Annotated in this window: 13 protein-coding genes; 5 read left to right on the forward strand and 8 right to left on the reverse strand. The window is 34.3% G+C overall.

Annotation, left to right across the window (positions count from 1 at the left end; all coding sequences use genetic code 11):
* The first annotated feature begins 21 nt into the window (after positions 1-21).
* Positions 22-1,803: a 1-deoxy-D-xylulose-5-phosphate synthase gene (locus IWX80_RS04135; protein ID WP_196852273.1), complete on the forward strand. Its 1,782-nt coding sequence runs from the start codon at positions 22-24 to the stop codon at positions 1,801-1,803.
* 38 nt (positions 1,804-1,841) lie between these two features.
* Positions 1,842-2,876: a DUF3078 domain-containing protein gene (locus tag IWX80_RS04140; protein ID WP_196852274.1), complete on the forward strand. Its 1,035-nt coding sequence runs from the start codon at positions 1,842-1,844 to the stop codon at positions 2,874-2,876.
* A 3-nt stretch (positions 2,877-2,879) separates the two neighbouring features.
* On the opposite strand, the gene IWX80_RS04145 is transcribed toward IWX80_RS04140, so the two are convergent.
* From IWX80_RS04145 to IWX80_RS04175, 8 genes are all read right to left on the reverse strand, one after another.
* Complete coding sequence (locus tag IWX80_RS04145; RefSeq protein ID WP_196852945.1) at positions 2,880-4,226, reverse strand: deoxyguanosinetriphosphate triphosphohydrolase; 1,347 nt, start codon at positions 4,224-4,226, stop codon at positions 2,880-2,882.
* Positions 4,227-4,330: 104 nt separating this feature from the next.
* Positions 4,331-4,807 carry an RDD family protein gene (locus tag IWX80_RS04150; RefSeq protein WP_196852275.1) on the reverse strand — a complete coding sequence of 159 codons (477 nt, stop codon included), beginning with the start codon at positions 4,805-4,807 and terminating at the stop codon, positions 4,331-4,333.
* Between the two features lie 418 nt (positions 4,808-5,225).
* Positions 5,226-5,957, reverse strand: coding sequence for a DUF3800 domain-containing protein (locus IWX80_RS04155; RefSeq protein ID WP_196852276.1), 732 nt, complete (start codon positions 5,955-5,957; stop codon positions 5,226-5,228).
* Between the two features lie 10 nt (positions 5,958-5,967).
* The gene (locus IWX80_RS04160; RefSeq protein WP_196852277.1) at positions 5,968-8,382 is read right to left on the reverse strand and encodes a ribonucleoside-diphosphate reductase subunit alpha; all 2,415 of its coding nucleotides are present in this window, start codon (positions 8,380-8,382) and stop codon (positions 5,968-5,970) included.
* A gap of 176 nt (positions 8,383-8,558) precedes the next feature.
* Positions 8,559-9,536, reverse strand: coding sequence for a ribonucleotide-diphosphate reductase subunit beta (locus IWX80_RS04165; protein WP_091166051.1), 978 nt, complete (start codon positions 9,534-9,536; stop codon positions 8,559-8,561).
* Between the two features lie 461 nt (positions 9,537-9,997).
* Positions 9,998-10,126, reverse strand: coding sequence for a hypothetical protein (locus tag IWX80_RS16950; RefSeq protein WP_279629638.1), 129 nt, complete (start codon positions 10,124-10,126; stop codon positions 9,998-10,000).
* A 200-nt stretch (positions 10,127-10,326) separates the two neighbouring features.
* Complete coding sequence (locus IWX80_RS04170) at positions 10,327-10,902, reverse strand: DUF3109 family protein (RefSeq protein WP_196852278.1); 576 nt, start codon at positions 10,900-10,902, stop codon at positions 10,327-10,329.
* 86 nt (positions 10,903-10,988) lie between these two features.
* Positions 10,989-11,807 (reverse strand): hypothetical protein, encoded by an 819-nt coding sequence (locus tag IWX80_RS04175; RefSeq protein WP_196852279.1) that lies wholly within the window; start codon positions 11,805-11,807, stop codon positions 10,989-10,991.
* Positions 11,808-11,993: 186 nt separating this feature from the next.
* On the opposite strand from IWX80_RS04175, the gene IWX80_RS04180 reads away from it, so the two are divergent.
* The 3 genes from IWX80_RS04180 (at position 11,994) to IWX80_RS04190 (ending at position 13,510) form a co-directional block, all read left to right on the forward strand.
* The gene (locus IWX80_RS04180) at positions 11,994-12,569 is read left to right on the forward strand and encodes a MarC family protein (protein ID WP_394335933.1); all 576 of its coding nucleotides are present in this window, start codon (positions 11,994-11,996) and stop codon (positions 12,567-12,569) included.
* Between the two features lie 129 nt (positions 12,570-12,698).
* Positions 12,699-12,899, forward strand: coding sequence for a hypothetical protein (locus tag IWX80_RS04185; RefSeq protein WP_113634088.1), 201 nt, complete (start codon positions 12,699-12,701; stop codon positions 12,897-12,899).
* A 5-nt stretch (positions 12,900-12,904) separates the two neighbouring features.
* The gene (locus IWX80_RS04190; RefSeq protein ID WP_196852280.1) at positions 12,905-13,510 is read left to right on the forward strand and encodes an FAD-dependent oxidoreductase; all 606 of its coding nucleotides are present in this window, start codon (positions 12,905-12,907) and stop codon (positions 13,508-13,510) included.
* Positions 13,511-13,578 lie beyond the last annotated feature (68 nt).

Below are 13,578 nucleotides of genomic sequence, written 5' to 3' on the forward strand. Positions count from 1 at the left end.
TTCAAATCGTACCTTTGCTTTATGTCAGATAATTTACTTTCAAACATCAATAACCCAACCGATTTACGACTGCTTGACGAAGCCCAACTTCCTCAAATTGCTCAGGAATTACGCGATTTCATTATCGATATTGTAGCTGTAAAAGAAGGTCATCTTGGCGCAAGCCTAGGAGTAATCGAATTAACAATTGCCTTGCATTATGTTTTTGACACCCCAAATGATTTATTGATTTGGGACGTAGGTCATCAAGCGTATGGACATAAAATACTCACAGGAAGAAGAGAAAATTTTCATACCAATCGTCAACTCGGTGGTATTTCCGGTTTCCCAAAAAGAAGTGAGAGTATTTACGATGCTTTTGGCGTAGGCCACTCCTCTACTTCTATTTCGGCAGCATTAGGAATGGCAATAGCTTCTAATTTGAAAGGTGACTTCGACAAACAGCACATTGCGGTGATTGGCGATGCCTCCATAGCCTCAGGGATGGCTTTTGAAGGATTAAATCACGCCGGAGTTACTGATGCTAATTTACTAGTAATTCTGAACGATAACGCTATCGGGATTGATCCAAGCGTGGGCGCTTTAAAACAATACCTGACTGCTGTAAAAGAAGGAAAAAACCCGAGGCAAAACAACATGATCAAATCTTTGAATTTCGATTATTCGGGTCCAATAGACGGTCATGATATTTTTGCCGTTATCAAAGAATTAAAACGCTTACAAAAAATAAAAGGACCTAAATTCCTTCACATTATTACCACAAAAGGAAAAGGATTACAGCAGGCTGAGGACGATCAAGTAAAATACCATGCTCCGGGAAAATTTGACGCTTTAACCGGAGAAATACATGTTAAATCCGAAGAAAATTTACCTCCAAAATATCAGGATGTTTTTGGCTTGACCGTATTGGATTTGGCTAGAAAAAATGAGAAAATAATAGGAATCACACCGGCAATGCCATCCGGAAGCTCGTTAAAATTCATGATGGATGCCTTTCCAAAACGTGCTTTTGACGTTGGAATTGCCGAGCAACACGCTGTGACTTTAGCCGCCGGAATGGCGACACAAGGCATGGTAGTTTATTGCAATATTTACTCGACATTTTTACAAAGAGCATACGACCAAATAATCCATGATGTGGCGCTACAAAACCTTCCTGTAATATTTTGTTTGGACAGAGCTGGTTTGGTCGGAGAAGACGGAGCAACACACCACGGTGTTTTCGATTTGGCTTATTTGCGTTGCATTCCTAACATGATTATTCATTCTCCAATGAATGAAGTAGCCTTGCAAAATATCTTATACACCGCTCAATTAGGATTAGATCACCCTATCGCTATTCGCTATCCAAGAGGTCGCGGAGTTATTCAAGATTGGCAAAATCAACATCTTGGAAATTATAAAAAAATAGCAATTGGAAAAAGTGTTTGTATAAAAGAAGGTTCAAAATTAGCCGTTTTATCCAATGGAACTATTGGCAATAATGTCTCTTTGGCTATAGCCAAAATGAAACATTCAGAAACCATTGCGCATTATGATTTTTCGTTTGTTAAACCATTAGACGAAAAGGCATTAAACAACATTTTCAACACCTTTAAAACCATCATTACAATAGAAGATGGCACTGTAAAAGGCGGGTTTGGAAGTACAATTCTAGAGTTTGCCTCAGAGAACAATTATGCGTCAAAAATTACTGTTTTGGGTATTCCAGATGCATTTATTGAACATGGAACTGTAGCCGAATTACAACAATACTGCAAAATTGACGTTAAAAGTCTTGAAATACTTTTTTCAAGTTATTAAAATAATTATTTTGCAACCCCAAACACAATTACTCCAAAATGAAATTTTTAACCTACACATTATTACTGCTTGCGTTCACATTTCCTCTTAATAGTTTTTCACAAGAAGCGACAAACACCAATCTTTCCGACGGACTTAAACCTGTAACCACACTAACAACTGCAGGTAAATCATTACGTGTTCCGCTAAAAATACAAACAAAAACACATTATCTTCCTTTGTCGTACTGGAGCAAAAAAAACAGTTTAGGATTCGACATTTCCGAAGTTGCGTTCGTCAACTGGTCTGCCGGGGGAACAAGTTCAATTTCCGGTTTATTTAAAGGTAAATTTCACCGAGTGTATAACAGAAGTAATTATAACTGGTCAAGTGAATTAATAATTAGATACGGATTAAACAAACAAGACGGAATCGATATTAGAAAAACAGACGACGCCATCCAGTTAAACTCTACTTTTGGCTACAGAAAAGACACTCTTTCAAACTGGTTTCATTCAGCTAAATTTAATTTTAATACGCAATTTACTAATGGTTACGCATACCCAAATACTGAAAAAGCAATTTCAAAACCCTTTGCTCCCGCTTATATTTTTATGGGAATAGGTGCCGAAAATATCGATAAAGAAAAAAAGAGAACGTTTTACATCTCTCCATTTACATTTAAGACAACCTTAGTTTTAGACCAAAGACTGGCTGATCAGGGTGCTTTTGGCGTTCCAAAAGCTACTTACGATCTCGACGGAAATCAACTCACAGAAGGCGAAAGGTCAAAAATGGAACTTGGTTTTCTGATTACCAACAAATACAAAAAAGAAATTTTCAAAAATATCAGTTTAGAAAATCGGCTGAGCTTATATTCTGATTATGTAAATCGTTTTGGAAACATCGATATTGATTGTGACTTGCAAGTAGAACTTGTGGTGAATCAATATGTAAAAGCTAATATTGGAGCACATGTTATCTATGACGATGACATCAAATCTAAAAGAGAAATTGCTGGAATACAAGTAACCGAAGGTCCAAAAACTCAGGTCCGACAAGCAATTGGTGTTGGAATTGAATATGTTTTTTAAAAGCTAATTCTTTTTTCTACCGTTAATAGTTTCGAATAATTCCAGTGCATTTCCATCAGTTAGCAAAGACACATAATGACAAATATGCAGTAATCTTCCGTAAAGATTATCTTTTTCCAAATGGTGTTTCTCAGGCAACATTTTCAGAATTAAAGAGTCGTAATTAGACGCATTTCCGTTGTATTTATTATTAAAAGCCGTTATGAATTTATCCAACAACGTTTGAATAATCTGATAACCGACGATTTCTTTCTCAATCACTTCACGGCTTTGGTAAATATTATCAACACTAATCTTGATAATATCATCCATCTGGGCTTTGTATTTGCTTTTATCCATTATGGCAAAAGGAAATTTTCCGTTCAGAATCAGGGCTTCATTTTCGACAAATACTTTTACTGCATCGTTGATTAAACTTCCAATAGCTAAAGCGCGTAAATAACTAATACGGTCTTCTTTGGTTTCCAAAGTCTTGTATTTCGAAGTATCAATGCTGTCTTTTACCAATTTTATTAAATATTCCAACGCAAAATCTTCAGAAACCAATCCTAAATTGATTCCGTCTTCAAAATCAATAATGGTATAACAAATATCATCGGCTGCTTCTACTAAATATGCCAAAGGATGCCTTTCAAAACCAATATTATCTCCGGATTTATTTGGAATCAAACCCATGTCTAAAGCTACATCTTTAAAAAAAGCTTTGTCGGTTTGAAAGAAACCGTATTTTTTGTCGGCAATGTCTTTGGTTGGTTTTTTAGGTAAACTTTCTTTTGGATACTTCATAAAAGCACCCAACGTTGCATACGAAATTCGAAGTCCGCCTTCAATTCCGGGACGACTGGCCGTCAATACCGAAAAACCGTTCGCATTCCCTTCAAAATCAATTAAATCCTGCCATTCTTTTGGCGTAAGCTGGTCTTTATATTGTTGTCCTTTTCCAATGGAAAAATATTCTCCAATCGCTTTTTCACCGGAATGTCCAAATGGTGGATTCCCAATATCATGAGCCAAAGATGCCGCAGCAACAATAGCACCAAAATCATTCATGTGATAGCCATGAACTTCTTTCAGATGTGGATATTTTTCGATGATTTTCTTACCCACCAATCGCCCCAAAGAACGACCCACAACCGAAACTTCTAAACTGTGCGTCAATCTGGTGTGTACAAAATCAGTTTTTGATAACGGAATAACTTGTGTTTTATCCTGTAAACTTCTAAAAGCGGCTGAGAAAATGATACGGTCATAATCAACCTCAAAACCCAAACGAGTATCATCTTGTTCTACACGTAATCTTTTGCCTTTGTCGCCTTGTCGTTTTAGTGATAAAAGTTGTTTCCAGTTCATCATTTTATTTTTGGTATTTAGAAGGAGCGAATATAAAGAAAAGGATGTGTTTAAAAACAAAAAAGCAGTCTAAAATGACTGCAATTTTTATCTTTTCTATTTCTTTATTCTTCAGAAAACAATTTCTTTTTGGCTATAAAATCATGCTTTTTCACCACATACGTAACCGATAATGTATCATGCCATCCTCTATCTGCAGTTAAAAAAGAAAAAGGCTCAAAAGGAATTAATCTAGAGAGTGTTCGTACAATTATACTTTTCATATTGGGTCTTGAACCTTCATGCTTTACAACAATTGTTTTCGTGAAATACTTCCCGAAGGTTCTGGAAAAATACATTTCAGTTATTAAATAATAAAAAAACAAGATAACAAGTCCAAAAAAGAAACTTTCAACTACGCTTAATGAAGAAACCCAATTTGATGCTGTATCACTTTTCGTTAAATCTCCAATTAGAATTATGGTCGTACCAATACTTATTTCAATAATATAGATAATCAACACATCGATTATGAAATTCAGCAGACGTTGACTTTTGGAAGCTAATAAATCATCTGTAACAGTAAATTTTTTATTTTCCATGATAGTGATTTTTACAATGATAACTACCTCAAATATAGTGAATTATTTACAAAATTAAACTATTAACTCATGATGTTTTAGCCCCGATTACTTCACTTAAACTTTTATTTTAATTGGAATTTGGTGAACTTCGATTGCAGTGGAAATCCTTTTTATTTTTTCTTTAAAAATAAAAAGATTGCAACGAAAAGCGGGAAATTGCTCTAGAAAACAAAGGCTTTCCTATTATTTTTGTGTTTTAAAAGAACTTTAATATTTAATCCATTGCCACAAACTGCAACTTTTTGCCAAATATTTATTTATTTATTATAAATTTATAATATCTTTGCATGAGAATTATACATCATTAGATGTAAACATAATAGGATTGGGGTGTCCCCGGTCGACAAAAAAGGCTGATTTAATCAGCCTTTTTGTTTTATGGAAAAACTTTCAACCCATAGCGTTTACCATTTTTTGTATAAAATTTTTCTTTGATAAATTCATATGATATGTTAACTCCTTCTGGGGTAATTATTTTTCTAGCTATTGGATATGCTAACAAATCAGAGATTTGCAAACCATTATTGTTTTCTTTCTTACCAAGAAATTTATATTTAATTGCATACTTTTTCATCCTTTCTGCATCAACATAGTAAGTCCCAATTTGGCTCAACTTGTGTAAATGACTAGATAACTTTGCATCTTCTTTCCTACCTCTCTTTTCGATTATTATCTCTAAAGATTTACAATCTTTCATCTCATCAAGACAGAAAATTGTTCTTTCTAAAATAAAGGAAAGAGCAATTTCATAAACATCATCTTCTAATTTTCCATATTTTTTAATAAATGCAATTTTATCAATTGCAGAACTAATAATATTGTAATTACTCGAAGTGAGAATGTGATTTATATCTTCATAAAATTTTTCTTTTATCGTTAAATCAAATAAAATTTTAAATTCATTATTACACTTTCGTATATCACGTGAATGTAAAATCACATTAGTATTGTTCCAATATTTTATTTTCGAACTATTTACAACTGAATTGATATTAAAATATTCAACTTCAGAAACTAAAACACCACAAAGCAAAAATACTGGAAAACCATCATCAATAGTCTTTAAACCATGATCGCCACTTTCGTCAATAAATAAATAATATTTCAATTATTACCTATTAACTCCCACACATTTCACATTCGTCTGGACCAGCATTTTTAGACAATTCTAGCATCGCTCTATATTCATCGGCAGTCATTTCTACTGCTTCTGCAACTGCAGGAACAGCTATTGATTGCTCTTTGATTTCGATTGGCTCTGCTTTTTTATCATTATTCAATGTAAATTTAATTGCATCCACCGCAGCTTTTGTTCTTAGATAATACATTCCCGTTTTCAATCCGGATTGCCAAGCATAGAAATGCATCGATGTCAATTTAGAATAATTGGCATTTTGCATGAATAAGTTCAATGATTGCGATTGATCCACAAAATAACCACGTTGACGTGACATATCGATAATGTCTTTCATCGACATTTCCCAAACTGTTTTGTACAATTCTTTCAAATCTTGAGGAATATTAAGTGCTTGAACTGAACCGTTATTACGCATTAATTCTTGTTTCAAGTTCTCATTCCACAAACCACGCTCCACTAAATCGTGCAACAAGTGTTTGTTTACCACAATAAATTCGCCCGAAAGTACTCTTCTGGTGTAAATATTAGAAGTATATGGTTCGAATGCTTCGTTGTTACCCAAAATTTGAGAAGTCGAAGCCGTTGGCATTGGCGCCACTAATAATGAGTTTCTTACTCCGTGTTCCATTACTTCTTTTCTCAATGAAGTCCAGTCCCAACGTCCTGATAATTCCTCATCTTTCAATCCCCAAAGGTTATATTGAAATTCCCCTTGTGAAATTGGCGAACCTTCAAAACTAGAATATGGACCTTCTTCTTTGGCCATTTCCATCGATGCGGTTACAGCTGCAAAATATAAGGTTTCAAAAATTTCCTGATTCAGTTTTTTCGCTTCGTCGCTCGTAAACGGCAAACGCAACATGATGAAAGCATCAGCTAATCCTTGCACTCCAAGACCAATTGGCCTGTGGCGTTTGTTAGAATTTTCTCCTTCTATTACCGGATAATAATTCCTGTCAATTACTTTATTTAAGTTTCTGGTAACACGTTTGGTAACAGTGTACAACAATTCATGATTGAATTTTTTGTTTTCCACAAACATTGGTAACGAAAGTGAAGCCAAGTTACAAACCGCAATTTCATCTTTAGAAGTGAATTCCATAATCTCCGTACACAAATTCGAAGAACGAATGGTACCCAGATTTTTTTGGTTTGATTTTCTGTTGGCTGCATCTTTGTACAACATGTAAGGTGTTCCAGTTTCAATTTGCGATTCTAGGATTTTCTCCCACAATTCATGCGCTTTGATGGTTTTTCTACCTTTTCCTGCTTTTTCGTAATCCGTGTACATTTTTTCGAAATCGTCACCATACACATCATACAATCCCGGACATTCATTAGGGCACATCAAGGTCCAATAACTGTCTTCCTGCACACGTTTCATGAATAAATCCGAAGTCCACATCGCGAAGAACAAATCTCTCGCACGCATTTCTTCTTTTCCGGTATTCTTTTTCAAGTCCAAAAATTCAAAGATATCCGCATGCCAAGTTTCGATATAAATAGCAAAACTTCCTTTACGTTTTCCTCCACCTTGATCTACATATCTTGCAGTATCATTGAAAACTCTTAACATAGGAACAATTCCGTTAGACGTTCCGTTTGTTCCACGAATGTAAGAACCAGTCGCTCTAACATTGTGAATAGAAAGTCCAATTCCACCCGCTGATTGCGAGATTTTAGCCGTTTGTTTCAACGTGTCATAAATCCCGTCAATACTATCATCTTGCATTGCCAAAAGGAAGCAGCTAGACATTTGAGGTTTTGGAGTTCCGGCATTGAACAATGTTGGGGTTGCATGCGTAAAGAACTTTTTCGACATTAAGTCGTAGGTTTCAATCACCGATTTTAAATCGTCTAAATGAATTCCAACCGAAACACGCATCAACATGTGCTGTGGACGCTCCACGATTTTACCGTTTATCTTAAGCAAATACGATCTTTCCAAGGTTTTAAAACCAAAATAATCGTAGTTGAAATCTCTATTGTATATAATATGGGAATCTAAAAATTCCGCGTTTTCCATAATCACTTTATGCACTTCCTCAGAAAGTAACGGTGCGTATTGACCGTTTCTTGGGTTCACATAATTGAACATATCATTCATCGTTTCCGAAAATGATTTCTTAGTATTCGAATGTAAATTTGAGATTGCAATACGAGCGGCTAATTGTGCATAATCCGGATGCGCAATAGTCATTGACGCAGCAGTTTCGGCAGCAAGATTATCCAATTCCGATGTCGACACACCATCGTAAAGTCCTTCAATTACGCGCATTGCCACTTTCACGGCATCAACCAAATCATTCAAACCATAGCATAGTTTTTTAATTCTATCTGTGATTTTGTCGAACATTACCGGCTCTTTATGGCCATCTCTCTTAATTACATACATAAGCTCAATTGTTTTTAAAAAACAGAAAATCCCTTTTCTCTTTTTTTGGGTATTTGTTAATTTTTTTTGGGAAGCTAATCCCGCTGTCATTCCAATCTTTTTGTTTTTAAAGAAAAAACAAAAAGGATATTCCCTTCCATCGGGGCTAAAAAACCCGATACTACAATAACTATTTTCTAAAAATCAGCGTCAAAAGATATTTTCTGAGCATCTTCATCGGTATTCATAACACCCGCTTTTTGATATTCGGCCACTTTCTTTTCAAAGAAGTTTGTTTTTCCTTGAAGTGAAATCATGTCCATAAAATCAAACGGATTTGTAGTATTGTATTCTCTTTCGCAACCTAATTCAACCAATAACCTATCAGCAACAAATTCTAGATATTGCGTCATCAAAACTGCATTCATCCCTATCAAACTTACTGGAAGCGATTCGGTGATAAATTCTCTTTCAATATTCAAAGCGTCTACAATAATACTTCTGATTCTTTCTTTTGGCACTTTATTCACCAAGTGGTGGTTGTGTAAATGCACCGCAAAATCACAGTGAACCCCTTCATCACGAGAAATCAATTCGTTAGAAAATGTCAATCCTGGCATTAATCCACGTTTTTTCAACCAATAAATAGAACAAAACGCTCCCGAAAAGAAAATTCCTTCCACCGCTGCAAAAGCAATTAATCTTTCAGCAAACGAATCTGATTCAATCCATTTCAAAGCCCAGTCAGCTTTTTTCTTAATCGCAGGAAAAACTTCTAATGCATTGAACAATTCATCTTTCTCTGCTTCGTCTTTTACATAAGTGTCAATCAATAACGAATACGTTTCGCTGTGAATGTTTTCCATCATGATTTGGAACCCGTAAAAGAATTTTGCTTCTGCATATTGCACTTCGTTCACAAAATTTTCAGCCAAATTTTCATTTACAATTCCATCTGACGCTGCGAAAAATGCCAAAATGTGTTTAACAAAATAACGCTCATCGTCCGAAAGCTTGTTATTCCAGTCATTTAAATCTTGTGACAAATCGATTTCTTCAGCCGTCCAGAAACTGGCTTCCATACTTTTATAAAATTCCCAAATGTCATGGTGTTTGATAGGAAAAATCACGAAACGATTTTTATTCTCTTGTAAAATTGGTTCAAGTTGTGCCATTTATAGTAGTTTGTTTTTTTGAGTTTTTAACGGAATAAATTCCGTTTTAAGAGTTACAAAGATTGTGAAATATTGCTGGAATTAAAAGCCAAACTTATCCACAATCGGTTATAGTTTTTAACAAACACTCAATAGAAGACCATTTCTCACAAATATTTTAAATATTTAAAAATCAAATATTTAAAACTAAAAAAAAGGGCACAAAGTACCGTAGAATATAGGATTTTAAAAACAGTAAACAAGAAAATTTGATTTTATTTTTAAAAAAAATATTTTAAATTTAGCCAACAAAACACATCATTAATTAAAAATAAATACACTTGAAAAACTTATCAATACAAAGAATTAAATTGTTCATAATTTTAAGTGCACTTTAACTTTGTTTCAAATATTTATACACTATTTTTGATGCATTAAAAAACCGATACAATCACTACGATTATATCGGCTTTTAAATTATTCTATCTTTCGATAAATAATTTCACTACGTCAAAAATGAGTCGTCCAAAACCAACAATTGACGGAGTGAGTTTCCAAAACTTGAGCCAAAGACTTTCTGAGTCTGTAGGCTCTTTTTTTTTGACTTTCATCTTTACAAAGATTGTCAAATATTGATGAAACTAAAAGCCAAACTTATCCACAATAAGCCATAGTTTTTAACAAAAGAAAAAATAAATAGATTTTTATTAAAACCATAACAAACTGTAAATCAGTTTATTAAAATCTAAAAAATAGTGTAAAGTACCGTAAAATATAGGATTTTTAAAATAGAAAACAAGATTTTTTTATTCTATTTTGAATTATTTTTATGTTCCTCGGCAACTGTCTCAAGCTCGGCATACCAATCCTCTCCAAACCTTCTTACTAAAGCTTCTTTGACAAATTTATAAACCGGAACTTCTAACTCTTGACCTAAAGAACAGGCTGGATCACAAATATCCCATTTGTCATAATTAACAGCGGCAAATTCCGTAAAATCTTTCACACGCACAGGATAAAGATGACAAGAAACGGGTTTTTTCCAGTCGATTATTCCTTGGTTGTACGCTTGTTCGATACCGCACAAAGCCGTTTTACCATCAAAAATTACGTAAGCGCAATCTTTATCATCGATTAATGGTGTTTCAAGATCACCATCGGTTCCTTTGACCCAAGTTCCTTGCGCTTCAATAGCAGCAATTCCCTGCTTACGCAAAAATGGTTTGACCTTTGGATAAATAGATTCGAGGATTTTAGTTTCCTCCAAACTTAATGGCGCTCCAGCGTCGCCGTCTACACAGCAAGCGCCTTTACAAGCGGTCAAATTGCAAACAAAATTTTTTTCGAGTAAGTCTTCTGAGACGATGGTTTTTCCTAGTTGAAACATTTTGCAAAGATATTCAAAGAAATTCAAAAAAGCACCTCAGCAAATCATAAAATTCGAAAACAAAATAGAAGAAAATAAAAAATAAGTCACATGAATTTATAATCTGATTTTAGAAATTCACGAGAATTTTTTTCTAAAACAACACATTTCATGGTGGTGATTTTACCTTTATCTTTCAAGTCTTTCATACTCATTGTCATCATCAAAGGTCGGTCTCCCGTTTTAAAATAGCCCTTTAAAACATCCGGCGTTTTCTGTCTTTGCTGAGATCTAAACATATCCGAAAAACTCACCTTGGCCTCATTTGTATAATAAAATACCATAATAAAGTCCTTACTTGTGGCTTCAATTCCCTTACAATTATAACCCATAATTATTTTATTAGGAAGCGACCTGTATGAAAATCCGTCACTTTCATTTTCTTTTGATGTGATTTCGGAGTAATCAGGCATTTTAGAAGCCATGGCAACCTTTTCTTTTTCTTGTTCAAAAGCAGTAATCATCAACTTATTTCTGCTGTCAATTACCATAAACATTTCACCGGATTCTCCCATTTTGAAACCAAAATATTCCGCATTAGGCTCTAGAAAATAATCCATAATCATCGCCTTTTCATTTTCACTCTGAATTTCCAAAGAATATTTCCAGCTGAACGAATACGAATCCGGAATCAACGAAGGATCAACTTTATTTTTTCCAAACGCCATTGCCATCGCATCAGCACTCAATGTCTTGTCCATCATTTTCTGCTTCTCTGCGTCAGTTGTGTCAATACTTTTATCAACAGCTTTTCGCGTTACATTATCTTGAATTTTTTTCTGAATTTTTTTCAAAATTTGGGCATCTGCAGTATTTACAAAAAGAAACATAATCACTACACTAAAAACCCATCGTATCTTCTTCATAGCTGTAAATTTTAAATTAATAACAAATTTACAAATTGATTATCAGATACTTATAATTTAATACAGAATAAAAAGCACTAATTATCAAATAATAAAAAAGGATAAATTAGTCCAACAAATTAAAAATCAACGTAGTCGATAACCAAACTAAATTCTATACTTTTGCAGTAAACAAACAAGCAAATTATGGAATTCGACATTAGAGAAATAATCACAGTAGGAATGGTTCTTTTTGCCGTAATTGATATTGTGGGATCGATACCGATAATTGTTGATTTAAGAACAAAACACGGACACATTGAATCTGAAAAAGCATCTATTGTCGCCGCTGTAATCATGATTGTTTTCCTTTTTGCAGGCGAGGAACTTTTAAAATTAATTGGCATCGATGTCAATTCATTTGCAGTTGCCGGATCTTTTGTCTTATTCTTTTTGGCGCTAGAAATGATTTTAGGAATCAGAATCTATCGTGATGAAGAAGCCAGTTCCGCCTCTATTGTTCCGTTAGCATTTCCTTTGATTGCCGGTGCAGGAACCATGACGACTTTGCTTTCATTACGATCTCAGTTTTACACTATTAATATCGTTATTGCCATAATTTTGAATATTATTCTGGTCTACATCGTTTTGAAATCTTCTTCTAAAATTGAAAAAATGCTAGGCGAGAATGGACTTGGAGTCATCCGCAAGACTTTTGGAGTTGTACTGCTTGCAATTGCTGTTAAATTATTCGCTGCGAATGTTAAAGGTTTGTTTGTCTAAATTAAATTTTCATAAATTTACCCTCTAATTCAATGCTACAAAATTAATTAGATTTTTTTGGGAATTTCGTTTCAGTTTAAAAGCTGACCCAACTATCTTTTTATTTCAAAACAAAAACAATAACGTACTATGAAAATTTTCACTAACATACTGGTATTTTTAGCAATCGCTCTAATCCTTTTTAATGTTACTTTGCTGGATTTTAGAAATCCATTTCAAGGAGAAAGTGTCGTTGCTTTTATTGGAATCGCAGCTTCTTTTTGTGCTGTAATGATTCTGTTAATCTTTAGAATTTCAAAAAGAATTGAGGAAAAAACTAACGAAAAGTAATCGTTTTGTTTGATGTACTTATTTTAGGTGGTGGCGTTTCAGGAATGTCATGTTCACTTGTTTTAGGTTCTGCCAAAAACAAATCTTTTGTTGCCAATAAAAAAATAGGCGTTTTTACCCATCAGAAATCATCTTCTCTTCAAGACGCATTATTTAACAATGCGTACGGAATTCCTCCAGGAACATTAGGCGCTGACTTGATGAAAGACAGCCTCACGCATCTTTCAGAAACGTATCCGCACATTGTGCAAATCCCCAACGAAAAAGTACTTAAAATAGAAGGCAGTTATCCTGAATTTACAGTAACTACTAATAAAACAACTTACAAAACGAGTATAATTGCTATTGGAATTGGTTCAGCAAATACTTTTGCCATTGAAGGTTTAATGGAATATGTAGAACCACATCAAAAATCACTTCCCGAAAAACAACGAATACAACTCAAAAACAACGACCACAAAGTTACTGATGGGATTTATGTGATGGGGACTTTAGCAGGCTGGAGAAGTCAACTGGCGATTGCTGCCGGAAGTGGCGCCGCAGTTGCAACAGACATTCTTACTTTGTGGAATGACGGTATTCAGACTCACTCCCATGACAGCATTCGGTAAAAAAAATGAATGGAACTTAATCGTTCAATTCTAAACTATTTATTATCTCGGTAATATCGAATCCAAAT

Source organism: Flavobacterium sp. CAN_S2 (assembly GCF_015752255.1).
Lineage (GTDB): Bacteria > Bacteroidota > Bacteroidia > Flavobacteriales > Flavobacteriaceae > Flavobacterium.